This is a genomic window from Sphingoaurantiacus capsulatus (assembly GCF_042648405.1).
GTDB lineage: Bacteria > Pseudomonadota > Alphaproteobacteria > Sphingomonadales > Sphingomonadaceae > Sphingoaurantiacus > Sphingoaurantiacus capsulatus.
In genome coordinates this window covers 523,534-549,075 of record NZ_JBHRXV010000004.1, presented here as the reverse complement: position 1 = coordinate 549,075, position 25,542 = coordinate 523,534, and the positions used below count along the sequence as shown (strand labels likewise).

25 protein-coding genes are annotated in these 25,542 nt (G+C 67.4%); 13 read left to right on the top strand and 12 right to left on the bottom strand.

All coding sequences use genetic code 11. The annotated features are described in order from the left end of the window. Positions 1–13 precede the first annotated feature (13 nt). Complete coding sequence (locus ACFOMD_RS07885; protein WP_380859430.1) at positions 14–553, top strand: SixA phosphatase family protein; 540 nt, start codon at positions 14–16, stop codon at positions 551–553. A 107-nt stretch (positions 554–660) separates the two neighbouring features. Here the strand turns inward: ACFOMD_RS07885 and ACFOMD_RS07880 are convergent, their stop codons facing one another. Both ACFOMD_RS07880 and ACFOMD_RS07875 read right to left on the bottom strand, forming a co-directional pair. Next, positions 661–2,295: a M28 family metallopeptidase gene (locus ACFOMD_RS07880; protein ID WP_380859427.1), complete on the bottom strand. Its 1,635-nt coding sequence runs from the start codon at positions 2,293–2,295 to the stop codon at positions 661–663. A 116-nt stretch (positions 2,296–2,411) separates the two neighbouring features. Continuing rightward, positions 2,412–2,684 (bottom strand): hypothetical protein, encoded by a 273-nt coding sequence (locus tag ACFOMD_RS07875; RefSeq protein WP_380859424.1) that lies wholly within the window; start codon positions 2,682–2,684, stop codon positions 2,412–2,414. 54 nt (positions 2,685–2,738) lie between these two features. Here ACFOMD_RS07875 and ACFOMD_RS07870 point away from each other — a divergent pair, with 54 nt between their 5' ends. Further along, entirely contained in the window at positions 2,739–4,244 is a 1,506-nt protein-coding gene (locus tag ACFOMD_RS07870; RefSeq protein ID WP_380859421.1) for a M20/M25/M40 family metallo-hydrolase, read from the top strand. 26 nt (positions 4,245–4,270) lie between these two features. Next, positions 4,271–5,500 (top strand): DUF418 domain-containing protein, encoded by a 1,230-nt coding sequence (locus ACFOMD_RS07865; RefSeq protein ID WP_380859418.1) that lies wholly within the window; start codon positions 4,271–4,273, stop codon positions 5,498–5,500. A 134-nt stretch (positions 5,501–5,634) separates the two neighbouring features. On the opposite strand, the gene ACFOMD_RS07860 is transcribed toward ACFOMD_RS07865, so the two are convergent. The 9 genes from ACFOMD_RS07860 to ACFOMD_RS07820 form a co-directional block, all read right to left on the bottom strand. Further along, the gene (locus tag ACFOMD_RS07860; protein ID WP_380859415.1) at positions 5,635–5,988 is read right to left on the bottom strand and encodes a HesB/IscA family protein; all 354 of its coding nucleotides are present in this window, start codon (positions 5,986–5,988) and stop codon (positions 5,635–5,637) included. Then, positions 5,988–6,434: an SUF system Fe-S cluster assembly protein gene (locus tag ACFOMD_RS07855; protein WP_380859412.1), complete on the bottom strand. Its 447-nt coding sequence runs from the start codon at positions 6,432–6,434 to the stop codon at positions 5,988–5,990. Before ACFOMD_RS07855 ends, ACFOMD_RS07860 begins: the two co-directional genes overlap by 1 nt. Further along, positions 6,431–7,645 carry a cysteine desulfurase gene (locus ACFOMD_RS07850; protein ID WP_380859409.1) on the bottom strand — a complete coding sequence of 405 codons (1,215 nt, stop codon included), beginning with the start codon at positions 7,643–7,645 and terminating at the stop codon, positions 6,431–6,433. Before ACFOMD_RS07850 ends, ACFOMD_RS07855 begins: the two co-directional genes overlap by 4 nt. After that, positions 7,642–8,754, bottom strand: coding sequence for a SufB/SufD family protein (locus ACFOMD_RS07845; RefSeq protein ID WP_380859406.1), 1,113 nt, complete (start codon positions 8,752–8,754; stop codon positions 7,642–7,644). Before ACFOMD_RS07845 ends, ACFOMD_RS07850 begins: the two co-directional genes overlap by 4 nt. After that, positions 8,751–9,491, bottom strand: coding sequence for a Fe-S cluster assembly ATPase SufC (sufC, locus tag ACFOMD_RS07840; RefSeq protein ID WP_380859403.1), 741 nt, complete (start codon positions 9,489–9,491; stop codon positions 8,751–8,753). Before sufC ends, ACFOMD_RS07845 begins: the two co-directional genes overlap by 4 nt. Then, positions 9,491–9,889 carry a hypothetical protein gene (locus tag ACFOMD_RS07835; protein WP_380859400.1) on the bottom strand — a complete coding sequence of 133 codons (399 nt, stop codon included), beginning with the start codon at positions 9,887–9,889 and terminating at the stop codon, positions 9,491–9,493. Before ACFOMD_RS07835 ends, sufC begins: the two co-directional genes overlap by 1 nt. Beyond that, positions 9,886–11,355 (bottom strand): Fe-S cluster assembly protein SufB, encoded by a 1,470-nt coding sequence (gene sufB / locus ACFOMD_RS07830; protein ID WP_380859397.1) that lies wholly within the window; start codon positions 11,353–11,355, stop codon positions 9,886–9,888. The genes ACFOMD_RS07835 and sufB overlap by 4 nt, the downstream gene beginning before the upstream one ends. A 3-nt stretch (positions 11,356–11,358) precedes the next feature. Then, positions 11,359–11,787: an SUF system Fe-S cluster assembly regulator gene (locus ACFOMD_RS07825; RefSeq protein ID WP_380859394.1), complete on the bottom strand. Its 429-nt coding sequence runs from the start codon at positions 11,785–11,787 to the stop codon at positions 11,359–11,361. Between the two features lie 204 nt (positions 11,788–11,991). Next, positions 11,992–13,815, bottom strand: a complete 1,824-nt coding sequence (locus ACFOMD_RS07820) for a DUF885 domain-containing protein (protein WP_380859391.1) — start codon at positions 13,813–13,815, stop codon at positions 11,992–11,994. Between the two features lie 84 nt (positions 13,816–13,899). Between ACFOMD_RS07820 and ACFOMD_RS07815 the strand changes: the two genes are divergently transcribed. The 4 genes from ACFOMD_RS07815 to ACFOMD_RS07800 all read left to right on the top strand — a co-directional run bounded on the left by ACFOMD_RS07815 (position 13,900) and on the right by ACFOMD_RS07800 (position 20,191). Beyond that, on the top strand, positions 13,900–14,937 hold the full coding sequence (locus ACFOMD_RS07815; RefSeq protein ID WP_380859388.1) for a quinone-dependent dihydroorotate dehydrogenase: 1,038 nt from the start codon (positions 13,900–13,902) through the stop codon (positions 14,935–14,937). Positions 14,938–15,005: 68 nt separating this feature from the next. Next, positions 15,006–16,736, top strand: a complete 1,731-nt coding sequence (gene ggt, locus ACFOMD_RS07810; protein WP_380859385.1) for a gamma-glutamyltransferase — start codon at positions 15,006–15,008, stop codon at positions 16,734–16,736. A 25-nt stretch (positions 16,737–16,761) separates the two neighbouring features. Continuing rightward, entirely contained in the window at positions 16,762–18,558 is a 1,797-nt protein-coding gene (locus ACFOMD_RS07805) for an AMP-dependent synthetase/ligase (protein ID WP_380859382.1), read from the top strand. Positions 18,559–18,718: 160 nt separating this feature from the next. After that, positions 18,719–20,191: an MATE family efflux transporter gene (locus ACFOMD_RS07800; RefSeq protein WP_380859379.1), complete on the top strand. Its 1,473-nt coding sequence runs from the start codon at positions 18,719–18,721 to the stop codon at positions 20,189–20,191. Here the strand turns inward: ACFOMD_RS07800 and ACFOMD_RS07795 are convergent. Further along, the gene (locus ACFOMD_RS07795) at positions 20,179–20,913 is read right to left on the bottom strand and encodes an SIMPL domain-containing protein (RefSeq protein ID WP_380859376.1); all 735 of its coding nucleotides are present in this window, start codon (positions 20,911–20,913) and stop codon (positions 20,179–20,181) included. The genes ACFOMD_RS07800 and ACFOMD_RS07795 overlap by 13 nt on opposite strands. Before the next feature lie 83 nt (positions 20,914–20,996). Here ACFOMD_RS07795 and ACFOMD_RS07790 point away from each other — a divergent pair, with 83 nt between their 5' ends. From ACFOMD_RS07790 to ACFOMD_RS07765, 6 genes are all read left to right on the top strand, one after another. Continuing rightward, positions 20,997–21,452: an acyl-CoA thioesterase gene (locus ACFOMD_RS07790; RefSeq protein WP_380859373.1), complete on the top strand. Its 456-nt coding sequence runs from the start codon at positions 20,997–20,999 to the stop codon at positions 21,450–21,452. Beyond that, positions 21,449–21,886, top strand: a complete 438-nt coding sequence (locus ACFOMD_RS07785; RefSeq protein ID WP_380859370.1) for a VOC family protein — start codon at positions 21,449–21,451, stop codon at positions 21,884–21,886. The genes ACFOMD_RS07790 and ACFOMD_RS07785 overlap by 4 nt, the downstream gene beginning before the upstream one ends. Continuing rightward, positions 21,886–22,290 carry a VOC family protein gene (locus tag ACFOMD_RS07780; protein WP_380859602.1) on the top strand — a complete coding sequence of 135 codons (405 nt, stop codon included), beginning with the start codon at positions 21,886–21,888 and terminating at the stop codon, positions 22,288–22,290. The genes ACFOMD_RS07785 and ACFOMD_RS07780 overlap by 1 nt, the downstream gene beginning before the upstream one ends. Then, the gene (gene gloB, locus ACFOMD_RS07775) at positions 22,283–23,011 is read left to right on the top strand and encodes a hydroxyacylglutathione hydrolase (protein ID WP_380859599.1); all 729 of its coding nucleotides are present in this window, start codon (positions 22,283–22,285) and stop codon (positions 23,009–23,011) included. Before ACFOMD_RS07780 ends, gloB begins: the two co-directional genes overlap by 8 nt. Positions 23,012–23,275: 264 nt before the next feature. Next, positions 23,276–25,051: a gamma-glutamyltransferase gene (gene ggt, locus ACFOMD_RS07770; RefSeq protein WP_380859367.1), complete on the top strand. Its 1,776-nt coding sequence runs from the start codon at positions 23,276–23,278 to the stop codon at positions 25,049–25,051. Positions 25,052–25,108: 57 nt separating this feature from the next. Continuing rightward, the gene (locus ACFOMD_RS07765) at positions 25,109–25,516 is read left to right on the top strand and encodes a hypothetical protein (protein WP_380859364.1); all 408 of its coding nucleotides are present in this window, start codon (positions 25,109–25,111) and stop codon (positions 25,514–25,516) included. Positions 25,517–25,542 lie beyond the last annotated feature (26 nt).

Below are 25,542 nucleotides of genomic sequence, written 5' to 3'. Positions count from 1 at the left end.
CCTGGGGAGCCGAATGAAGACGCTGACGCTGCTGCGCCACGCCAAGTCCGGCTGGGATGACCCGGTCGAACGCGATTTCGACCGGCCCCTGAACGGCCGCGGTCGCCGCGCCGCCAACCGCATGGGCCGCTATCTTCGCGACGAAGGCCTCGCCTACGACCAGATCGTCGCCTCGCCGGCGCTGCGCGTGCAGCAGACGATCGCCGGGGTCGAGGACGGTCTCGGCCGGGCGCTGACACCCGCCTATGACAAGCGGATCTACATGGCTTCGGCCTCGACCCTGCTCGATGTCGTTCACGCGCTCGACGACGCGCATGGCAACATCCTGTTGGTTGGCCACAATCCGGGTCTCGAAGACCTGGTGCTGATGCTGGTGCCCGAAGGCGCGGCGGGCCTGCGCGACGAGGTCGAAATCAAATATCCGACCGCGACGCTCGCCGAGATGCGTTTCGATGTCGCCCGCTGGGCCGACATCGACGAGCGCGGCGGCACGCTGGTGCGCTTCACCCGCCCGCGCGAACTGGACCCGAGCCTGGGGCCGGACGACAGCTAGTCTTCGCTAGACAATCCCTACCCGTCATTCCGGCGAAGGCCGGAATCCATGCCCACGGTCGGTGTGGATTCCGGCCTTCGCCGGAATGACGGTAGGGATAGTGAGGCCTATTTCTTCTTCGCGAGCGCCGGCGCCTTCGGCTGGTCCTTGGCGAAGATCTTCCCGAAGAAGCTGTCGGCGTACCAGCGCGGCGCTTCCGGGGTGTCGGCGATCTCGCGGGCGATCAGATAGTTGATGCGCGCGAACTTGGCGCCGGCCTTCCAGTCAAACGGCACCTTCAGGTCGTCGCTGACCTGATGATAGTGATTCGCCTCGAAGTCGTCGTTGGCCTTCTTGCCCGCGCCGGCATAGCCGGTGACGAGGAAGACCGAGGGCACGCCCTGCCGCACGAACATATAATGGTCCGACCGGGTGAACACGCCCTGCTCGGGGATCGGGTCGGGCGACAAGGTCACCCTGTCGAGGCCGGCGGCGCGCTCGACGATCGGGCCGAGCGTCGAATGTTCGGCGCCGAACGCGATGACGTCGGTGAAGTCGTAGGTCAGCACCGGCATGTCGAGGTTGACCACGCCGACGACCTTGCCGCCTTTCGGCAGGGGATAGCGCGCCAGATAATCGGCGCCGAGCAGCCCGTCCTCCTCGGCGGTCACCGCCGCGAACAGGATCGAGCGCTTCGGCTTCGTGCCCGAATTGACCATGGCGTGCGCCACCTCGAGCATCGTCGAGATGCCCGCGGCATTGTCCATCGCGCCATTGTAGATCTTGTCGGCGCCCGCCAGCGTCTCGTCGACGCCATCATGGTCGAGGTGGCCCATCAGGACGACATATTCGTCCTTCAACGCCGGGTCGCTGCCCGGCAGCACCGCCAGCACATTGGGGCTGTTGACGATCGACTTCACGCTGCGGCGCTCGATCTTCACCGTCGGCTTCAGCGCGAAACCCTTGGGGCGTGCGCCGTTCTTCTCAGCCTCGGCGAGCACGCTTTTCAGCGAACGCGGCGCGCCGGCGAACAGCGCTTCCATCGCCGGGCCGTGCAGCGCGGCGCCCGCCTGAATGCCCGGCGCCTCGACATGTGCCTTCCCGTCGGGCGCGACCCAGGTATAGGAATCGGCGTCGGCATAAGCCGCGCGGCGCTCCCACGAAAAGGCCTTCAGCGAGGTCGGCGTCATCACCGAGATCGTGCCGATCGCGCCATGCGCCTGCGCGAACTTCGCTTTCTCCGACGCGAGGTGCGCGGCGATGTCGCTCGGCAGGCCCTTGGGGAAGCCGCTCAGGAAGGCGACATATTTCCCCTTCACGTTGAGGCCCTTGTAGTCGTCGAGGCCGTGCTCGGGCGCGACGAGGCCGAAGCCGACGAACACCACCGGCGCCTCGAGCGACTGCGCCGCCTCGCGGGCGCTCGGGCTGAACAGCACATCGACGCCGTTCCTGAAGCTCTTGCCGCCGATCGTCACCGATCCGTTGGTGTCGGCGAGGCTGCTCTTCTGCAGCGGCACCTGCTGGTACCAGCCGCCGTCGGCGCCGGCGGGCTTCAACCCGAGCGACTGATACTGGCTGGCGACATATTTGGCGGCGAGATCATAGCCGCGCGTGCCGGCGTTGCGGCCTTCGAGGAGATCGTCGGCGAGGAACTCGACGTGCGCGCGCACACGGTCGGGCGAGAAGACAGGCGTGCTGTTCTGCGAAAGCGCCGGAGCGGCGAACGACAGCGCGGCGAGGGCCGCACCGGTGACGAAGCGCATGAGATCAATCCCCCTCAAAGGTCATGATCGCTTCCTGCGCGAGCCGGCGATTCCTGTCCATCGCCCGCGTGACGGACGCCGGATGATTTTCGATCAACGTTGGAATATTGACGAACTCAGTCGTCGCGCTTGCGGGCTTCCTTGGCGGCCTTCTTCGCCGCCTTGCGGTCGCGCTCGGCCTGCTTGCGCATCTCGCGCCCGGCGTTGCGGTCGGCTTCTTCCTGGCTGGTGGTCATCAGGTCGACGGCGCCGCTCGCCGCCTTGACCGGCAGGGTGACGACATCGACCGCCGCGTCGGCGACGGTGGCGACGACGCAGCCCGACAGCGACAGGGCCATCAACGGTACCAGCAGAATCCGCACGAAAGCCCCCTTCAAACCAACTTCCATCCGGCGCATGCTGCCGTTTCGTGGCTGAATGATGGCTGACCGGGGGATGCGACTGTGATCAAAAATCGTCTGAAGCTTGGATGCGCGCTGCTGGTGCTGCTGGCCGGACCCGCGGCCGCAGAGACACCGAAGCGCGACGAGTTGAAGGCCGCCGTCGCCGCCAGCCATGACAAGACGGTCAAGGCGCTGCAGGACTGGATCAAGCTACCGACGATCGCCGCCGAGGGGCTCAACGTCGACAAGGGCGCCGACTATATGCGCCAGCTCGCGCTCGATGCCGGTTTCCAGAAAGCGAAGGTCGTCGCCTCGGGCGGCGTGCCGGGGGTGTTCGCGACGCTCGACGCCGGCGCGCCCGTCACGCTCGGCGTCTACTTCATGTACGACGTGAAGCAGTTCGATCCGGCCGAATGGACCTCGCCGCCGCTCGAGGCGAAGCTGGTCGACCGGCCCGGCGAGGGCCTCGTGATGATGGGCCGCGGCGTCGTCAATCAGAAGGGTCCGGAAATGGCCTTCCTCGCCGCGCTGAAGGCGTTCAAGGCGACCGGACGCAAGCTGCCGGTCAATCTCGTGCTGGTCGCGGAGGGTGAGGAGGAGATCGCCTCGCCCAACTTCCCGACCGTCGTCGCCGACCCGGAAGTGACCGCGGCATTGAAGAAGACCGCCGGCGTGTTCATCCCGACGGCGTCGCAAACCAATGCCGGAACGGCGGGCATCACCTTGGGCGCCAAGGGCTCGGTCGAATTCCAGCTGATCGTCGGCGGCGAGACCAGCGACAAATACCCCAAGGCCGATATCCATTCGAGCAACCACGCCCGCATCGAAAGCCCGGCGTGGCGGCTGGTGAAGGCGCTCGACACGCTCGTCGCCGACGACGGCCACACCCCGGCGATCGACGGCTGGTTCGAGAATGTGAAGCCGCTGACCGCGCGTCAGAAGGAGCTGATCACCATCGGCGTGAAGAGCCGCGCCGAGGCTGACGTGAAGAAGGAACTCGGCATCGGGCGCTGGATCGACAATGAGGATTTCCAGACCAGCAGCGAGCGTTTCCTGTCGCAGCCGACGGTCAACATCCAGGGGTTGGTCAGCGGCTACACCGGCCCCGGCGGCAAGACCGTGCTGCCCGGCCGCGCCGAGGCGAAGCTCGAATTCCGGCTGGTGCCCGACATGACCCGCGCCGAGGCCGAAACCAAGCTGAAGGCGCATCTGGCAAAGCGCGGCTTCGATGATGTGAAGGTAAACGTCAGCGGCGGCTACGGGCCGAACCAGACCGACGAGAACACCGCGTTCATCCAGGCGCAGAAGCGGACGCTCGACAAGGCGGGCATCCCCTACACGCTGACCCCACGCAACGCGGGTAGCTGGCCGGGCGTGGTGTTCAACGGCAAGCCGCTCAACCTGCCCGCCGGCCAGTTCGGCGTCGGGCGCGGCGGCGGCGCGCATGCGCCCGACGAATGGTTCCTGATCAAGAGCAGCAACCCCAAGGTTGCCGGCCTCGACGACGCGACGATGCTCTATGTCGACCTGCTCTACGAGATCGCGGCGACCGGCGGCAAAAAGTAAGCGAGCAGTCCGAGGGGGACGGAAACATGACGCGCTATCAGAGCCTCGATGCCGTGCGCGGCTTCGCGGTGCTCGGCATTTTGCTGATGAACATCGTCGGCATGGGGCTGCCGGCCTTTGCCTATATGAACCCGACGGTGGCAGGCGGCGACAGCGGCGCCAATCTCGTCGCCTGGGCGCTCGCCTATGTGCTGGTCGACGGCAAGATGCGCGCGCTGTTCACTTTGATGTTCGGCGCCAGCCTGCTGCTGATCGCCGATGCGGCGGAAGGAAAGTCGCCGGGGGCGGCGGGCACGCATTACCGGCGCATGTTCTGGCTGCTGCTGTTCGGCATGATCCACGCCTGGGCGATCTGGTTCGGCGACATCCTCGTCACCTATGCGCTCGCCGGCAGCCTCGCCTTCCTGTTCCGCAACATGCCGCCGCGGCGGATGATCGGCACAGGCCTCGTCATCCTAGGCCTCCTCATGGCGTGGAATTTCATGGGGCATTTCCACTTCGTGCAGATGCGCGCGCTCGCCGAGGCGCCGGGGGCGGCGCCCGAACTGGTCGCGGCGTGGAAGACCGCCTATGCCGAGCTGGCACCCTCGGGCGCGGCGGTCGCCCGCGAGATCGCCGGCTACCGCGGCGGCGTCATGGACGTGTTCCACATCCGCGCCGAGACGGTGATCTTCTTCCAGACTTTCCTGATCCCGACCAACTTCGTCTGGGAGGCACTGGGCTTCATGTGCATCGGCATGGCGCTGTTCCGCCTCGGCTTCTTCACCGGCGCGTGGGAGACGCGAACCTATGCGAAGCTCGCGGCGGTGCTGATCCCGGTCGGCATCGTGTTCGGCGCGCCGCTGGCGGGCAAGCTGTGGATGGTGCGCTGGGACCCGGTCACCACCTTCGCCACCGATGCGCTGGCGATCCCGGTGCATCTGGCGATGGGCATCGGCTATGCGGCGGTGGTGATTGCGATCGTGAAGTCGGGCGCGCTGAAGGGCGCGGTCGAACGGCTGGCGGCGGCGGGGCGGATGGCCTTCACCAACTATCTCGGCGCCTCGCTGATCACCACGACCCTGTTCTACGGCTATGGATTCGGTCTCTACGGCCGCTTCGAGCGGGCGGAACTCTATTGGGTGGTGTTCAGCGTCTGGGCCTTCCAGCTCACGTTCAGCAAACCGTGGCTCGATCGCTTCAACTATGGCCCGTTCGAATGGCTGTGGCGCTCGCTGGTGAAGATGGAGCTGCAGCCGATGCGGCGGATAGCCTGACCCCTCGCCCGCTTGCGGGAGAGGGAGGGGCCCAGCGAAGCTGGGAGGGTGAGGGTGTCTGCCTGGCCGTGGGCTCGCTGCGCTCGCACACCCTCACCTAGCCTCTCCCGCAAGCGGGAGAGGGATATGGCCGGTCAGACCATGAAGCTTTCGCCGCAGCCGCAGGTGCCCTTGGCGTTCGGGTTTTCGAACACGAAGCCCGCGGTGAAATCGTCCTCGCGCCAGTCCATGCGCGAGCCGATCAGGTAGAGCAGCGAGCCGCCATCGACGAACAGCGTGCCGCCCGGCGTCGCGATGCGCTCGTCGCCCGGCTTCGCCTCGGCGACATAGTCGAGGCTGTAGGCAAGGCCCGAGCAGCCCTTGCGCGGCGTGGTCAGGCGCACGCCGGCGGTGCCTTCCGGTGCACGCGCCATCAGGTCGCGGATGCGCTCGACAGCGCCGTCCGACAGCAGGATCGGGGCCGGACGTTCACGGACGGTCGTCGCCATCACAACATCCCCAGTTCGAGCTTGGCCTCGTCGGACATCTTCTGCGGGTCCCAGGGCGGATCCCAGACGAGGTTCACCTCGGCAGAGCCGACACCCGGCACTGCGCCGACGCGCATCTCGATCTCGCCCGGCATCGATTCGGCAACCGGGCAGTGCGGCGTGGTCAGCGTCATGGTGACCACGACATGCCCCTCGTCGATATCGACGCCGTAGATCAGGCCGAGGTCGTAGATGTTGACCGGAATCTCGGGATCGAAAATCTCGCGCAGCGCCTGAATGACATTCTCGTAGAGATCGCCGCCCGGCTCGGCCGCCGGCGCGGCATTGGCGGGTTGGCGAAGGAAGCCGTCCAGATAGTCGCGCGTGCGGCCGATCGCCGGCGCCTTGGACACTTGCGGGGCTTCGTCGATGATCTCGACGTCGAACTTGCGTGGTTCCTCGTTCATCCGAAGATCCTCGTTACTTTCGCGATGCCGTCGGCGAGACGGCCGATGTCCGCATCCACATTGTAGATGCCGAAGCTCGCCCGTGCGGTGGCGGGCACGCCCAGCGCCGCCATCAGCGGCTGGGCGCAATGGTGGCCGGCGCGGATCGCCACGCCCGCCTCGTCCAATATGGTGCCGATGTCGTGCGGATGCACCCCGTCCATCGCGAAGGACACGATTCCGGCCGAATCATCGGGCCCGAACAGCCGCACCGAATTGAAGCTGCGCAACATGTCGCGCGCCGCGCGGGCCAGCGCATCCTCGTGCCGGGCGATGCGGTCGAGCCCGATGCCCTCGACATAGTCGATGGCGGCGGCAAGCCCGAGCGCGCCGACGATATGCGGCGTGCCTGCCTCGAAGCGCGCCGGTGGCGGGGCGTAGGTGGTGCGCTCGAAGCTCACCGTCTCGATCATCGCGCCGCCACCATGCCACGGCGGCATGTCGGCGAGGATGTCGGCGCGCGCCCACAGCACACCGATGCCGGTCGGGCCGTACAGCTTGTGGCCGGAGAAGGTGTAGAAATCGCAGCCCAGCGCCTGCACGTCGATGGCGAGCCGCGGCGCGGCCTGGCAGCCGTCGACCATCAGCTTGGCGCCGACCGCATGCGCGGCCTTCGCGACACGCGCGATGTCCGCGATACTGCCGAGCACGTTCGAGACATGCGCGATCGATACGAGCTTGGTGCGCGGGGTCAGCAGCGCTTCCAATGCATCGAGGTCGATACGGTGGTCGTCGGTCAGCGGCGCGACGTCGATCTCGATACCGGTGCGGTCGCGCAGCAGCTGCCACGGCACGATGTTGGAATGATGCTCCAGCGTCGAGATCAGGATGCGGTCGCCGGCCTGCAGCCGGGAGCCCCAGCTCTGCGCGACAAGGTTGATCGCCTCGGTCGCGCCGCGCAGGAAGACGATCTCCTCGGGCGTCGCCGCCCCGATGAATTGCGCGACGCGAACGCGCGCGGCCTCATAGGCCTCGGTCATCGATGCCGAGCGCGCGTAGACGCCGCGATGCACCGTCGCATAGTCGGTGGCATAGGCGCGGGTGATGGCATCGATCACGACCTGCGGCTTCTGCGCGGTGGCGGCGGAATCGAGGTAGGTCCAGCCGGCGATCGCGGGGAAGTCGGCGCGGCGGTCGAAGGTCACCGGCGGGATGGTCACGGGGGCGTTCATGCGCCCCTCCGCAGCCAGCCGATGGCGTCGGCGGTCAGTGCCTCGCGCACGGCGTCCTCGCCGATGGTGGCGAGCGCATCACTGAGGAAGCTTTCGGTGAGGATGGCGCGCGACTCGGCGGGCGGCACGCCGCGGCTGGCGAGGTAGAAGAGCGCGTCCTTTGACAGCTCGCCGACGGTGGCGCCGTGCGCGCATTTCACGTCGTCGGCGAAGATTTCGAGCTCGGGCTTCGAATTGACCGTCGCGGTGCGCTCCATCAGCAGCGCCTTCACCGACTGCTCGGCGTCGGTCTTCTGCGCCGCACGGGCGACCTGGATCTTGCCGGCGAAGGACAAGGTCGCGCGGTCGTCGGCGACCGAGCGCCAGGTCTGGCGGCTGGAGCCGCCCTCGGCGGCATGCTCGATGCGGTTGACCACGTCGAAGGTCTGACGGTTGCGGCCGAGCATGATGCCGTCGAGGCTGGCGAAGGCGCCGATGCCGTGGAGACGTGCGTGGCTCTCGATGCGGACATTCTCCGCCTGCGTCAGCAGGGTGGTGCCCATGAAGCTGGCGCCCTGGCCGACACCGGCGCGCAGGGTCTCGGTATGCACGCCGCCCTCGCCGAGCCGGCGGACGGTGCGCATCAGCCGGGCGCTGTGCGCCAGTTCGATATCGACCGCCACGTTGGTCCAGCTCGCCGGCGCGCCGACATAGGTTTCGACGATCGACGCCTGCGCATCTTCGGCGAGCGTGAGCCGGTGATGGAGATGTGCCTGCCCGCCGGTGGCGACATGCACGAGCTGGATCGGCCCCGCGGCCTGTTCGCGGCCGAGGCGCAGGGTGGCGCCGACCGCGCCGCGGGTCAGCCGCGACAGAATATGCGCCTCGTCGCCGCCCGAGGTCTCGATGGTGACGCCCTGTGGGTCGCTGCCCTCGGCTGAGTAGCGGCCATCGACGAACAGCAGCACCGGGCCGGTGACACCGTCGATCAGCCAGCGCCGCGCATCGGGCGCGCCATCGTTGGCGCGGGCGGCCAGCGCCGCCTCGATCGCCGACAGGTCGCTCCAGCGCCAGTCCTCGTGGCGGCGGCCGGGCAGGCCGAGATCGTCAAAGCGTACCGGCAAGGTCACGCGGCGATGGCTCCATAGCCTTCGCGCTCCAGCTCATGCGCCAGCTCGGCGCCGCCCGAACGGACGATGCGGCCCGCGACCAGCACGTGTACGAAGTCGGGCACGACATAGTCGAGCAGGCGCTGATAGTGGGTGATCAGCAAGGTCGCGCGCTCCGGCGAGCGCAGACGATTGATGCCGTCCGACACCACGCGCAGCGCGTCGATGTCGAGGCCCGAATCGGTCTCGTCGAGCACGGCGAGCCTTGGCGCGATCACCGCCATCTGCACCATCTCGTTGCGCTTCTTCTCGCCACCCGAGAAGCCGACGTTCACCGGGCGCTTCAGCATGTCCATGCTGAGCCCGAGGTCTTCGGCATGGCCCTTCACCAGCTTCATGAACTCGGCGCCCGAGGCCTCGGCCTCGCCGCGCAGCTTGCGCTGGGCGTTGAGCGCGGTGCGCAGGAAATTGAGATTGGAAACGCCCGGAATCTCGACCGGATACTGGAAGCCGAGGAATAGACCGGCGGCGGCGCGTTCATGCGCTTCCATGTCGAGCAGGTCGCGGCCCTCGAAGGTCACCGAGCCGCCGGTCACCTCATAGCCCGCGCGGCCCGACAGCACATAGCCGAGCGTGGATTTGCCGGCACCGTTCGGGCCCATGATCGCGTGGACCTCGCCCGGGTTCACCGTCAGCGACAGGCCCTTCAGGATCGGCTTGCCGTCGACCTCGGCGTGCAGGTCGGAAATGATGAGCATTACTGGGCCTTCTGCTGGTCGACGCCGCGGCTGACGTAGATCGCGATAGCGTCGTTGCGGATTTGCGGCTCGAGCTGCTGGATCGACGCTTCGGCGACCACCTCGGTCTGCTCGGGCGTGAAGCTCGGGTGGCCGATGGCGTGGAATTTCTCGATCGCGTCGGCGAGCGCCTCGCGCTGCGGCTGGCAGGCGCGAACCACCTCGCCGACAACGAGGCCGGGCGAGCGGCCGAGCGCGGCGGTCTCGGCGCCGGTCTCGATGCACTCGGCATAGGCGAGCGTCTGCGTATCGACGAGCTTGCGGGCCTCGGGGCCGGGCACCGGCGGCCGCGGCGGCGCATCGCAGGCGGCAAGCGCGAGCAGCACGACGGCGGGCAGGGCTGCGACGAGCTTCATCATCCGACCGATCCTTCCAGGCTGATGCCGAGCAGCTTCTGCGCCTCGACCGCGAATTCCATCGGCAACTGCTGCAGCACCTCCCGGCAGAAGCCGTTGACGATCAACGCGACCGCTTCCTCGGCGTTGAGGCCGCGCGACATGGCGTAGAAAAGCTGGTCCTCGCTGATCTTCGAGGTCGTCGCCTCATGCTCGATCTGCGCGGTGGGGTTCTTCACCTCGATGTACGGCACGGTATGCGCGCCACAGTCGCTCGACAGCAGCAGCGAATCGCACTGGGTGAAGTTGCGCACGCCCTCGGCCGTCGGGCCGACGCGGACGAGGCCGCGATAGGTGTTGTTCGACCGGCCGGTGGAGATGCCTTTCGAGATGATCGTCGAGCGGCTGTTCTTGCCGAGGTGGATCATCTTGGTGCCGGTGTCGGCCTGCTGGCGGTTGTTGGTGACGGCGACCGAATAGAATTCGCCGACCGATTCCTCGCCCGACAGCACGCAGGACGGATATTTCCAGGTGATCGCGCTGCCGGTCTCGACCTGCGTCCAGCTCACCTTGCTGCGCTTGCCCGCGCAGAGCGCACGCTTGGTCACGAAATTATAAATGCCGCCCTTCCCTTCCGCGTCGCCGGGGTACCAGTTCTGGACGGTCGAATATTTGATCTCGGCATCGTCGTGCGCGACCAGCTCGACGACGGCGGCATGCAGCTGGTTCTCGTCGCGCTGCGGCGCGGTGCAGCCTTCGAGATAGGAGACATAGCTGCCCTCGTCGGCGATGATCAGCGTGCGTTCGAACTGGCCGGTGTTCGCGGCGTTGATGCGGAAATAGGTCGACAGCTCCATCGGGCAGCGAACGCCCTTCGGCACGTAGACGAAGGTGCCGTCGGAGAAGACCGCCGAATTAAGGCAGGCGAAGTAGTTGTCGCGCGTCGGCACGACCATGCCGAGGTACTTCTTCACCAGCTCGGGATATTCGCGGATCGCCTCGGAGATCGACAGGAAGATGACCCCGGCGCGCAGCAGCTCCTCGCGGAAGGTGGTGGCGACCGAGACGCTGTCGAACACCGCGTCGACCGCGACCTTGCGCGCGCCCTCGACGCCGGCGAGCACCTTCTGCTCCTCGATCGGAATGCCGAGCTTCTCGTAGGTGCGGCGGATTTCAGGATCGAGTTCGTCGAGCGACTTCAAGGTCGGCTTGGCCTTGGGCGCCGCGTAATAATAGGCGTCCTGATAGTCGATCGGCGCGATTTGCAGCTTCGCCCAGTCGGGCGATTCCAGCTTCAGCCACTGGCGGAAGGCCTTCAGCCGCCAGTCGAGCATCCACTCCGGCTCGTTCTTCTTCGCCGAGATGAAGCGGACGATGTCCTCGTTGAGGCCCTTGGGCGCGAACTCCGATTCGATGTCGGAGGTGAAGCCCCATTTGTAGCTGCCGGTGGCCTCGTCGACCGCGGCGAGTGCTTCCTGATTGCGGGCCATCGCTTACGCTTCCTCGAACTGAACGGCGGGCGCGCCGGCAAGCTGCGCCAAGGTCACCGACCGCAGCGCCTCGCGCACGGTGCGGCTGACGATGCCGAGATGGGGCTTCACCGCGCAGGCGCCGATGATCGCGCAGTCGGACGGCACCTCATGCGCGCAGGCGGTCAGCGCGATTGGGCCATCAATGGCCTCGACCACGTCGACCAGGGTGATCTCGCGCGCGTCACGCGCCAGCCGGAAGCCTCCCGCGACGCCGCGCGAGGAGGCGAGCAGCCCGGCCTTGGCGAGGCTGCCCATCAGCTTGGCGACGGTCGGTGCCGGCAGGCCGGTGGCCGCGGCGACGCTGCCCGCCGACAGGCGCGGATCGCGCGCCTTGGCGGCCGCGGTCATCACCACGACGGCATAGTCGGCAAGGTTGGTCAGGCGGATCATCGGATACCGGATTAATTTGGTCGGGTTTCATCTAGGGTCGCGCGATGAGAAGTCAACCGCGCGCAGGCCCTCTCCCCGCGGGGGAGAGGGTTGGGTGAGGGGTGCGAGCGCTTAGCGCGAGCTTTGTTCGGAGGGAAGGGTTCCCCTCACCCCGCTCGCCTGCCGGCGAGTCGCCCTCTCCCCGGCGGGGAGAGGGGTTGAGGCTCAGTTGCCCTTGATCCAGGCGTCCACATTCTCTTCGAGGATGTCGAGCGGCACCGGGCCGGGCAGCAGCACGGTGTCGTGGAAGCCGCCCATGGTGAAGCGGCTGCCCATCTGCGCCTGCGCGCGGTCGCGCAGTTCGCTGATCTTCAGCCGCCCGACGAGGTAGGCGGTCGCCTGCCCCGGATTGACGATGTAGCGCTCGATCGCCTTGACGATGCCGCCCGGCGCGTCGGCCGAATTGTCCTCGACATATTTGATCGCCTGCTCGCGGGTCCATTTCTTGTGGTGGAGCCCGGTGTCGACGACGAGGCGGATGGCGCGATGAAGTTCCAATTGCAGCCGCCCGAAGTCGCGATACGGGTCGGTGTAGAAGCCCATGTCCTTGCCGAGCTTCTCGGTATAGAGGCCCCAGCCCTCGCTATAGGCCGTGAAGCCGCCGAAGCGGCGGAACGGCGGCACGTCCTTCAGCTCGGTCTGGATGGTGCGCTGGAGGTGATGCCCCGGCACGCCCTCGTGATAGGCCAGCGCCTCGACCTCGGTCGAAGGCATGTCGGCCATGTTGTAGAGGTTGACGTAATAGGTGCCCGGCCGCGAGCCGTCGGGCGCCGGGCGCTGGTAGAAGGCCTTGCCCGCCGACTTCTCGCGGAACGGCTCGACTGCCTTCACCGTCAGCCGCGCCTGCGGCAGCGTGTCGAAATATTCCGGCAGCTTCTTGTACATCGCGTCGATCGCCTTGTTGGTCTCGGCGAGGTACGCGGCTTTCCCTTCCGCATTGTTGGGGAAGTAGAACTGCTTCGACGTCCGCATGTGCGCGAAGAAGGCGGGCAGGTCGCCCTTGAAGCTCACCTGCTTCATGATCCCGCGCATCTCCTCATGGATGCGCGCGACGTTGGCGAGGCCGAGATCGTGGACCTGATCCGGCGTCATCGCGGTGGTGGTGTAATAGCCGAGGCGCTCCGCGTAATAGTCGCCGCCCTTGGCGAAGCGCCACACGCCGTCATCGGTCCCGGCGCGCTTCTCCTGCGCCTGCATCAACGCGATGAGCCGTTCGTAGGCGGGCTTCACCGAGGTGAGCAGCGCCTGCCGCCCGTCGGCGACCAGTGCGTCCTTCTCGGCCTGCGGGATGTCGAGCTTGGCGACCTTCGACTTGAGGTCGGCGAACAGCGTGGAGTCGGCGCCGCTGTCGAACGGCGCGCCCTTGATGATGTTGCGCGAGTCGGAGATCACATAGGGGAACACCCACTTCGGCGGCAGCACCGCGTCGGCGGCGCTCGCCTCCGCCATGATCTGGTCGAGCGCCGGGCCGAGGCCGTGCAGGCGCTTCACATAGGCTTCGGCATCCGACTTCGATTCGACGCGGTGGATGTTGATGAGGAAGGCCGGCAGCCCGCTCTGCGCACCGTTCATCTGGTCGAAGACATAGTTGAGGTTGCGGTAGGGGAAGCCCTTCACCGCGCGTTCGACGTCCTTTTCGAACAGGCGGTAGGACAGCCGTGCCTGCGGGCTAAGATTGGCGCTGGCAAACTTCGCGCGCATCTCGGCGAGCGCCGCGATGCCGGCCTCGTTCTCGCGCACCGCTTCGGCGTCGGAGAAATCGTCCCACTTGTCATAGTCGGTCTTGATGCCGCGATAGGACTGGCCCATCGGCGACTTCGCGAGCTGCGCCTGATCATAGGCGTCGAAGAAAGCGTTGATCGCCACCGTCTGGTCCTCGGCGGGCGCGGCCGGCGGCGGCGGGGCAGCGGCCGGAGCCTGCGCCGTCTCGGTGGCGGTGCAGGCGGACAATGCCAGCGCGGTCGCGGCGAGCAGCAGATGACGGTTCATGGGGCCTCCCGGGGGATTTGTTTCGGCGCGCACCATGACGGGGTCGATTTGATTCGTCACGCGCGCCGCCGCATAAGCCGCCGCATGCTCGCCTATGCGCTCGCCCGTCCGCTGCTGTTCGCGCTCGATCCCGAGGTCGCGCATGGCCTGACGGTGAAGGCGCTGAAGCTGGGGTTGCTGCCCCCCGCCGCACCCGACGACCCCATCCTCGCCACGACGCTCGCCGGGCTGAACCTGCCCAATCCGATTGGCCTTGCCGCCGGCTTCGACAAGAATGCCGAGGTGCCCGACGCGATGCTGGGGCTGGGCTTCGGTTTCGTCGAGGCGGGGACGGTGACGCCGCTGCCGCAGGTGGGCAATCCGAAGCCGCGCATGTTCCGGCTGGTCGAGGACCGCGGCGTCATCAACCGGCTCGGCTTCAACAACGAAGGCCTCGACGCCTATGTCGCGCGGTTGCGCGATCGTGCGGGTCGGCCGGGCATCGTCGGCGCCAATGTCGGCGCCAACAAGGACGCCGTTGACCGTATCGCCGACTACGAGACCGGCGTGCGCGCGGTGCGCGGGCTTGCTGGCTACATCACTGTCAACATTTCCTCGCCCAACACGCCGGGCCTGCGCGCGCTGCAATCGCGCGAGGCGCTCGCCGAGCTGATCGAGCGGTCGCTGGCGGCGCGCGGTGAAGGGGGACCGCCCATCTTCGTGAAGGTCGCGCCCGACCTGACCGAGGAGGATATCCGCGACATCGCCGAGGTGTCGCTGGCCGGTGGCATCGACGGGCTGATCGTCTCCAACACCACCATCGCCCGCGACGGGTTGCGCAGCGCCAAGGCTGGCGAGACCGGCGGCCTGTCGGGCGCGCCTTTGTTCGAACGTTCGACACGGGTGCTTCGCGAGTTTCGTGCCGCAACGGGCGCGCGGCTGCCGCTGATCGGCGCCGGCGGCGTCGCCAGTGGCGCCGACGCCTATGCCAAGATCCGCGCCGGGGCGTCGGCCGTGCAGCTCTATTCGATGCTGGTCTACGAAGGGCCGGGCCTCGTCGCCCGCATCAAGGAAGAACTGCTCACGCTGCTGCAGCGCGACGGCTTCCCAAGCGTCGATACCGCGGTCGGGTCCGACGCCTGACGCGCTGTTCAGGGTTGGCGAGCCTTGCGGGCCGCGCCTAAGGTGACGGCAACCAGAAGGGGATCTGCGTGAGGATCGCGTCGCGTCTGTTGCCGCTGCTGCTGCTCGCAGCCTGCTCAACCACCACGATTGCCGAGCGGCCATCCGCCGCGCCGTCGTCGATCGGCGCCGCCGTTTCCGCCGCCGATCCGCGCGCCGCCGAGGCGGGCCGCGAGATTCTCGCCAAGGGTGGCTCGGCGGTCGATGCCGCCGCCGCGGTGATGCTGGCACTGACCGTCGTCGAGCCGCAGTCGTCGGGGATCGGCGGCGGCAGCTTCATCGTCGTGCATGACGCGAAGACCGGTCTCGCCACCTATGACGGACGCGAGGAAGCGCCGTCGTCCGCGACGCCCAAATGGTTTCTCGACGCCGCCGGCAAGGCGCCCGCTTCGTTCGACGCGGCGCGCGCCGGCGGGCGCAGCGTCGGCGTGCCGGGCAACATCGCCAACATCGCGCTGGCGCATAAGCAGCATGGCAAGCTGCCGTGGGCAGCAATCTTCCAGCCGGCGATCAAGCTGGCGCGCGACGGCTTTGCGATCACCCCGCGCTTCCACGGCGTGCTCGAAAGCTATCGCAGCTTCCTGTCGTCATCGCCCGAGGCGCAGCTTCTCTATTATCAGGCGGACGGCACGCCGAAGCCGCTCGGCGCCACCGTCTACAATCCGGCGCTGGCGAGCTTCCTGTCCGATGTCGCCGAGCACGGCCCCGAGCATTTCTACCGCGGCAAGGCGGCCGAGCGGCTGGTGGCAGCGGTGAGGAGCAGCCCGCGCAGCCAGTCGACGATGACCGTCGCCGACGTTGCCGCCTATGAATCGCGCCCGCGCGCGCCGGTCTGCGGCCAGTATCGCACCTACAAGGTCTGCGGCATGGGCCCGCCCTCGTCGGGCGGCCCGGCCGTCTATGCGATCCTGAAGCAGCTCGAACGCTTCGATCTGCCGGCGATGAAGCGCAGCGACGCGACGACGTGGCACCTGATCTCCGAATCGATGCGCCTCGCCTATGCTGATCGCGCGCAGTGGATCGCCGATCCCGACCATACGCCGGTGCCGACCGCGGGGCTGATGAGCGATTCCTACATGACCGAGCGCTCCTCGCTGATCGCCGCCGACAAGCGGATGGCGACGGCGCCCGCCGGCAATCCGCCCGGCGCGATGAACATCGCCTCGGCGCCCGATACCGAAGTGGCGGGCACGTCGAGCCTGTCGGTGGCGGATGCCGCCGGCAACGTCGTCGCGATGACCTCGACGATCGAGGCGCCCTTCGGGTCGGGCGTGCTGGTCGACGGCTACGTGCTCAACAACGAGCTGACCGACTTCAACCTCGTCCCCGATGTCGACGGCGTGCCGACCGCCAACCGGGTGCAGCCCGGCAAGCGGCCGCGCAGCTCGATGGCGCCGATGATCGCCTATGATGCCGCCGGCAAGCCGGTGCTGTCGATCGGTGCCGCGGGTGGCGCCACCATCATCGCGCAGGTGGCGAAGGCGATGATCGGCGTGCTCGACTGGAAGATGAGCGTGCAGGACGCGATCGCCATGCCGCAGGTGGTGGCGATGGGCGACCTCGTGCGGCTGGAAAAGGGCACCGACCTCGAGGCGCTGGCGCCGGCGCTGACCGCGATGGGCCACAAGGTGCAGATCACCGGGCTGCCGCTGAAGGCCAATGGCGTCGAGCTGGCACCGCAGGGCTGGCGCGGCGGCGCCGACCCGCGCTCGGAAGGCGAATCGCTCGCCTTCGGGCAGGCGTTGCTCGAACCGAAATAACAAAGGCAAAGGGGAGCCTGGGGAGATGAAGACGCCGGCGACGTGGCCGAACCTGGTCACCATGTTCTTCGATCAGGCGGAGCGGCGCGGGTCGAACCCGTTCCTGTGGCGCAAGAGCGAGGGCGCGTGGCGCTCGATCTCCTGGGTGGACGCCGCGCAAGCGGTGGCAAGCCTTGCCGCTTCGCTGAAGGCGATCGGCATCCAGCCGGGCGACCGGGTGGTGCTGGTATCGGAGAACCGCCCCGAATGGTGCATCGCCGACCTCGGCATCATGGCGGCCGGCGCGATCACCGTGCCGACCTACACCACCAATACCGAGCGCGATCACGTCCACATCCTCGAGAACAGCGGCGCGCGCGCGGCGATCGTGTCGACGGCGAAGCTGGCGAAGGTGTTGCTGCCCGCGGTCTACCAGTCGACTGCCTGCACCGCCGTCATCGGCATGGAGCCGCTGCGCATCGGCCAGTCGTCGTCGGCGGCGATCCATGAGTGGGACAAGCTGCTCGCGGAGAACCCCGGCGACGTGGCGGCGACGCGCAAGGCGGTGGCGAAGCTCAAGCGCTCGGACACCGCCTGCCTCATCTACACCTCGGGCACTGGCGGCGCGCCGCGCGGCGTGAAGCAGCATCATGGCGCGATCCTGATGAACTGCGACGGCTGCCTCGACATCATCGAGAATGATTTCGAGAAGGACGAGCCTGAGAGCTTCCTGTCCTTCCTGCCGGCGAGCCACGCCTATGAGCATAGCGGCGGGCAATACCTGCCGATCGCGCTCGGCGGCGACATCTATTACGCCGAAAGCCTTGAGAAGCTGGCGGCGAACATTGAGGAGACGAAGCCCACCATCATGGTGGTGGTGCCGCGGCTGTTCGAGGTGCTGCGTCAGCGCATGCTGAAGACCATCGAGAAGCAGGGCGGCCTCGCGCCGAAGCTGCTCGACCAGGCGCTGAAGCTCGGCCGCAAGCGGTACGACAACGGCCACAAGCTCGGCCTGCTCGACAAGCCGCTCGACCTCGTCATCGACGCGACCCTGCGCAAGAAGGTGCGCGGCAAGTTCGGCGGGCGGCTGAAGGCGATGGTGGCGGGCGGCGCGCCGCTCAACCCCGAAGTCGGCATCTTCTTCTATTCGCTCGGCATCAACCTGCTGCAGGGCTATGGCCAGACCGAGTCCGGCCCGGTGGTCTCCTGCAACCGGCCGAGCGCCAACATCAAGATGCACAGCGTCGGCCGCCCGCTGAAGGGCGTCGAGGTGCGCATCGCCGCCGACGGCGAAATCTGCGTGCGCGGCGAACTGGTGATGCAGGGCTATTGGCAGAATGAGGAGGAGAGCGCCCGCGTCCTCCAGGACGGCTGGCTGCACACCGGCGACATCGGCCACATCGACGAGGACGGCCATATCGTCATCACCGACCGCAAGAAGGACATCATCGTCAATGACAAGGGCGACAATGTCGCGCCGCAGCGCGTCGAGGGCATGCTGACCCTGCAGTCGGAAATCCTGCAGGCGATGGTCCATGGCGACCGCCGGCCCTATCTCGTCGGGCTCATCGTGCCCGATCCCGAATGGGTGGCGGAATGGGCGGCGGAAAACGGCCGCGCCAACGACGCCGCGCTGCGCGCCGACCCCGCCTTCCACAAGGCGGTGATGGCGGCGGTCGACCGGGTGAACACGCAATTGTCGGTGATCGAAAAGGTCCGGCGGGTGATTCTCGCCGACGAGGCGTTCACGGTGGAGAACGAGATGATGACGCCGTCGCTGAAGATCCGGCGGCATGTGATCCGGCAGGCCTATGGCGCGAAGCTGGATGCGCTGTACGGGTAGGTCCGGTCGACCATCACACCCCTTGCCGTCATACCGGCGAAAGCCGGTGTCCAGTTCGACGGCCGGTCTGGATACCGGCTTTCGCCGGTATGACGACGGGGGTTGTTCGGTCAGTCGCGATAATTCAGAACCCTCTTCCCGCTGAAGGCTTCACCTCCCGATGAGCAGCCGTCCCGCTCCCGGTGCCCGCGACCTCACCACCGGGCCGATCGCCTCGACGCTGGCCGCCTTCGCGCTGCCGGTGCTCGGCGGCAATGTGCTGCAGTCGCTGAACGGGTCGGTCAACGCGATCTGGATCGGCAATCTGCTCGGCGAGGCGGCGCTGACCGCCACCTCCAACGCCAACCTCGTGCTCTTCCTGCTTTTGGGCGCAGTGTTCGGCGTGGCGATGGCGGCGACGATCCTCGTCGGCCAGGCGTTCGGCGCCCGCGACATCGACCGGGCGAAACATGTGGTCGGCACCGGCGCCACCTTCTTTTTCGCCACCTCGGCGGTGCTGGCGACCGCGGGCGTGATCTTCACGCCGGCGATCCTGCGGCTGCTCGGAACGCCGGCGGAGGCGCTGCCGCTCGCCATCGCCTATCTGCGCGTGATCTTCGTCGCGGTGCCGTTCATGAACGCCTTCGCGTTCGCGATGGCGGTGATGCGCGGCGCGGGGGATTCAAAGACTCCCTTCTATTTCATGGCACTGTCGGTGGCGCTCGACATCGTGTTGAACCCGCTACTGATCCGGGGAGTCGGCCCGATCCCCGCCCTCGGCATCGCCGGATCGGCGCTCGCCACCTTGATCGCACAGGGCGTCAGCTTCGCGGCTTTGCTGATGCTGCTCTACAGGCGCCAGCATCCGCTGCTGCCGCGCCGGCATGAGCTCGGCCATTTCCGGCCGCAGCCGCACCTGCTGAAGGCCATCGTCGCCAAGGGCGTGCCGATGGGGCTGCAGATGGTGGTGATCTCCTCGGCCGCGCTGGCGATGATGGGGCTGGTCAACGGCTATGGCGTGCAGACCGCTGCGGCCTACGGCGTCGCGGCGCAGCTCTGGACCTATATCCAGATGCCGGCGCTGGCGATCGGCGCGGCCGCCTCGTCGATGGCGGCGCAGAATGTCGGGGCGGGGCGCTGGGATCGCGTCGGGCGGATTGCCGGGGCGGGCATCGGCTTCAACATTGCCATGACGGGCGTGCTGGTGGTGCTGCTCTATTTCATCGACCGCGCGGCGCTCGGCCTGTTCCTGCCCGGCGACGGCGGTGCGATCGAGACGGCGGTACACATCAACCACCTCGCCAGCTGGTCGTTCGTGCTGTTCGGCATCACCATCGTGCTGTTCGGCGTGGTGCGCGCGACCGGCGCGGTGATGCCGCCGCTGATTATCCTCTGCATCTCGCTGCTGGGCGTGCGGTTGCCGTTCGCGGCCAACCTGCAGGACAGCCTCGGCGCCGACGCGATCTGGTGGAGCTTCCCGCTCGGCTCGGCCGTGTCGGTCGTGCTGGCGCTCGCCTACTACCGGTTCGGCGGCTGGCGGAAGGTGCAGTTCGCCGCCTCAACACCGGCGACCGGCGAGGCGGCGGATACCGGCGTCGCGGCGCCGACGATGGACCGCGACCCCGAGTATCAGGCCGATCCTCAGTCGAGATAGAAGTCGATGGTGGTGACGACGCGTACCTTCTGGAACGGCGTATCGGCGCCGCCGCGCTCGCTGCCGCCCTCGCCGTCGCGCGGGCCGACCGAGAAATAGCCCTGCGCGGCATGCTTGATGCCGCCGACGCCCGAGCCTGAATCCTTGGCGAACTGCTCGGCGCCGCGCCGTGCGTCACGGGTCGCCGTCGCGATCATCGCCGGCTTGACGCTCTCCAGCCTGGTGAAGCTGTAGGTGACGTTCGACCCTTCCTCCAGCGCGACGCCGGCCCGGACCAGCTCGGAGACCCCGGCAGCAGCGCGGCGGGCGTCCATCACCTTCGTCGTGCGCAACTGCAGCCGCTGCCGCACGGTGACGTTGCGGCGGCCCTCGGTGCCATAGGCGGGATTGTTGTCGACCCACTGGTTGACCGACACGCCAGCGGTCGCGACCTCGGCGTCGGCGAAGCCGTAGCGCTTCAGATAGGCGCGGATCGCCGCGGTATCCCGGTCGATCTTCGCCTGCACCGGCGCCACGTCATTGCCGGTCGAGCTGAACGCCAGGGTCCAGGTGGCGAGGTCGGCGGTGACATCGCGCTCGGCGAGGCCGCGCACCGTCACCGACCGGTCGGCCAGCCGCGTCTCGGCGATGTTGTGGCCGAGCCAGCCGCCGCCGGCGATCATGCCGCCGGCAAGGATGGCTGCCGCAATGACGAGGCTGTTCGCGCGCGGGCTGTCGGTCATGCTGTTCCTGGATCGTTGAGGCTTCTTCCCGCCTCGACTAGGACAGGGCCGTTGAACGGCGACTGAATGTTGAGGAGAATCGCGTGGCCCGGGCCGATTTCCGTTTTGCCTTCAGGAAGCGGGTACGCTTCGCCGAGATCGACGCGCAGTCGGTGGTCTTCAACTCGCGCTATCTCGAATATTTCGACATCGGCATCACCGAATATTGGCGGACGGTGGGCATGTACGACAACACGCCGGTGTCGGGCGAAGGCGCCGCCGAATTCCACGTCGCCAGGGCGATTGTCGACTTCAAGGTGCCGATCATGCTCGACGAGGAGATCGACATCTGCGCGCGCTGTTCGCGGATCGGCACCAGCTCGATGACCTTTGCGTTCGAGCTGCACGGTGCGGCGAAGGACGATCTGCGTGCCACCGGCGAGGAAGTGTCGGTGCATGTCGCCGAGGTGCGGGGCAAGTCGTCGCCGGTTCCCGACTGGGTCGTCGCGCTGTTCGAAACCTATGAGGGGCGCGCGCTTCGCGAAAGGAAGGCGGCATGAAGTATCTGCACACCATGGTCCGCGTCACCGACCTTGAGGCGTCGGTCAAATTCTACGAGCTGCTGGGCCTGACGGAGATGCGCCGCTTCGACAATGAGAAGGGGCGGTTCACCCTCGTGTTCTTCGCCGCGCCCGACGACGAGGGCCGCTCCTCGGCGGAGCGCGCCCCTGAGGTCGAGCTGACCTATAATTGGGACCCGGAGGAATACACCGGCGGCCGCAACTTCGGCCATCTCGCCTATGTGGTCGACGACATCTATGCCGCCTGCCAGCGGCTGATGGACGGCGGCGTCACCATCAACCGCCCGCCGCGCGACGGCCACATGGCGTTCATCCGCTCCCCCGACAATATCTCGGTCGAGCTGCTGCAGAAGGGCGAGCGGCTGCCGCCCGCCGAGCCCTGGGCCTCGATGCCGAACACCGGCGTCTGGTGATGCGCCTCATCCTCAACATCGATGTCGAAGATCAGGCGCGCGCGGAGGCCTTCTATACCGCAGCACTCGGCTTGCACGTCGGTCGCCGGTGGGACGGGATGACTGAGCTGCTCGGGGCCGAGGCGCTGATCTACCTGCTGCAGAAGGACGGCGGCACCCCCATCGGCCCCGACGGCGGCGATACCCGCCGCTACGATCGGCACTGGACGCCGGTGCACATCGACCTCGCCGTCGACGATCTCGACGCGGCGGTGACGCGCGCGCTCGCGGCCGGCGCGGTACAGGAGGGCGAGCTGCGCGAGGCCAACTGGGGCCGCATCGCCATGTTCGCCGACCCGTTCGGCCACGGCTTCTGCCTGCTGCAGTTCAAGGGACGCGGCTATGACGAGATTCCCCATGCTTGAGGTCGTGCAGGTCCCCGTCCTCTCGGACAATTATGTCTATCTCGTCCATGATGCGGCGAGCGGCGAGACGGCGGTGGTCGATCCCGCCGTGCCCGAGCCAGTGCTGGAGGCGGCGGGGGCGCGCGGCTGGCGGATCACGCAGATTCTGAACACCCACTGGCACCCCGACCATGTCGGCGCCAACGCCGCGATCAAGGCGGCGACCGGCTGCACCATCACCGGCCCCGCCGGCGAGGAAGCGAAGATCCCCGGCATCGACCGCGCCGTCGTCGAGGGCGACGCGGTGTGCATCGGCGCGGCGGTCGGCAAGGTGATCGACGTGCCGGGCCATACCGCCGGCCACAACGCCTATCATTTCGCGGCGGACGGCCTGCTGTTCTGCGGCGACACCCTGTTCGCGATGGGCTGCGGTCGCCTGTTTGAGGGCACGCCGGAACAGATGTTCGGCTCGCTCGGCAAGCTGATGGCACTGCCCGATGCCACGCAGGTCTATTGCGCGCATGAATATACCGCGTCGAACGGCCGCTTCGCGCTGACCGTCGAGCCCGACAACCACGCTTTGCGCGAGCGGATGGATGCAGTGATTGCCGCGCGCGGGGCGGGGCGGCCGACGGTGCCGTCGACGATCGCGCTCGAACGCGCCACCAACCCCTTCACCCGCGCTGCGACCGTCGATGAATTCGCCGCGCGCCGGGCCGGCAAGGACTCGTTTCGCGGCTAAAACTGTCGCCGGTTTTTACAGCGGCGCTGTCACCATTTTTTCAAGTGATTGATTTTGCTTGATTGATGCACTTGGCATCGTCCTTGCGATGTTGGCCTTATCCGTTCGAGAGAGGGGCAATCTCTGTTAGCGGACTCCGCATCCGGTTCGCCGCATGCGGCCACGAAAGGGCGACCACTGGGGGCAGTGGTCGCCCTTTTCATTTGCGGTTTCAACACGCTCCACGCCATAACCCGCCATCACGTCAGGGCAGGGAGCGGGGACATGCGGCGCATCGGAATCATGCTGGCAACGGCGATGATCGGCTGGGGCGGCTTCGCGCACGCCATCGAACCGATAATCAAGGACCAGGGCGACCGTGTGTCGGGCGCGCCGCAGGCGACGCGTTCCGCCGTGCTTGGTGTCAACGGCATGGCGGCGACCAGCCAGCCGCTGGCGACGCAGGTGGCGCTCGATATCCTCAAAGCCGGCGGCACCGCGGTCGACGCGGCGATTGCGGCGAATGCGGCGCTCGGGCTGATGGAGCCGACCGGCAATGGCATCGGCGGCGACCTGTTCGCGATCATCTGGGACCCGCGGACCAAGAAGCTGCACGGCCTCAATGCCTCGGGCCGCTCGCCGCTCGGCCAGACCTTGGCGCAGCTGAAGAAGGCGAACGGCGGCAAGCTCGAGCTGCCGCCGCATGGCTGGCTGCCGGTCACCGTGCCGGGTGCCGTCGACGGCTGGTTCGAGATGCACGGCAAGTTCGGCAAGCTGCCGATGAGCCAGATCCTCGCGCCGACGGTCTCCTATGCCGAAGCCGGTTTCCCGATCAGCGAGGCCATCGCTTATTATTGGGATCGCAACATCAAGGGCTTCGAGCGGTCGGCATCGAGCGGCATGCTGCAGGAAGCCGGCAACATGCGCCGGGTGTATACGCCCAACGGCCGGTCGCCGGTCGAAGGCGAAATTTTCCGCAACCCCGACCTCGCCCGCACCTTGAAGACCATCGGCGAGAAGGGCCGCGACGCCTTCTATAAGGGTGAGCTGGGCGACGTGATGGACGCCTATTTCCAGCGGATCAGCGCACCGCATCGCAAGAGCGATCTCGCGGCGCACAAGTCCGAATGGATCGACCCGGTGTCGGTCAACTATCGCGGCTATGACGTGTGGGAACTGCCGCCGAACGGGCAGGGCATCGCGGCGCTGCAGATGCTCAATATCCTCGAAGCTTATGATTTGAAGGCGATGGGGCGGCAGTCGGCGGATTTCTGGCATGTAATGGTCGAGGCGAAGAAGATCGCCTTTGCCGACCGCGCCAAATATTACGCCGATCCGGCGTTCGTGAAGGCGCCGGTGCGCGAACTGCTGTCCGACGACTATGCCGCGGCGCGGCGCAAGCTGATCCGCATGGACCAGGCGGCGAAGTCGGTGGATGCCGGCATCCCCGACAAGGCGGGCCGCGACACCATCTACATGACCGTCGCCGACAAGGACGGGATGATGGTGAGCCTCATCCAGTCCAACTATCGCGGCATGGGATCGGGCCTCGTCCCCGGCAGCGCCGACGGGCGCACGCTCGGCTTCATGCTGCAGGACCGCGGCGAGATGTTCGCGATGGAGGCCGGCCACGCCAACGCCTACCAGCCGGGCAAGCGGCCGTTCCATACCATCATCCCCGCTTTCATCACCAAGGATGGGCAGCCGTGGCTGTCGTTCGGGCTGATGGGCGGCGCGATGCAGCCGCAGGGCCATGCGCAGATCGTCGTCAACATGGTCGATTTCGGCATGAACGTGCAGGCGGCGGGCGACGCCGCGCGCTTCCACCACGACGGCTCGACCGAACCGCTGAGCGCGCCGCCGATGACCGACGGCGGCAAGATCGAACTGGAAGCCGGCGTCCCGGCGGCGGTGGTCGCCGAGTTGAAGAAGCGCGGCCATCAGGTCGAGTATGTGACGGGGGCCTACGGCGGCTATCAGGCGATCCTCCGCGACCCGAAGACCGGCGTCTATTGGGGCGCGTCGGAGTTCCGCAAGGACGGGCAGGCGGCGGGCTATTGAGCCGCCGCCTCGGCGATCCCCGGGCGCTGTGCTAGTCTGGTGCCCGAGGAGAGTCCGATGCTGAAATACCTGCTGCCTGCCGTCGCGCTGACCGTCGCGGTCGCCGCTTACGCCGGCTCGAATGACCGTGCCGCCAACCGGGAACTGGCGCTGCGCGGCAAGGCGCTCGCCGAGCCCGTGTCGTGCATCCTCACGCGCCAGATCGACGACATCAACGCGGTCACCCCGCGCGTTGTGCTCTTTCACCTCAAGAACGGCCGCACCTACCGCAACGATCTGCCCAACGCCTGCCCGCAGATCACGCGCAGCGGCAGCTCCTTTGCCTATCGCAGCTACGGCCGGCTGTGCGCGGTCGATGTGATGCAGGTCAGCGAGCCAGCGTCGGGCTTCGACTATGGCGGCTGCCAGCTCGGCAAGTTCACGCGATACGAACTGCCGGAAGGGCTGAACCCGCGGTCGTTCTAGGGTTTCGGCCCAAACATCACCGTCAT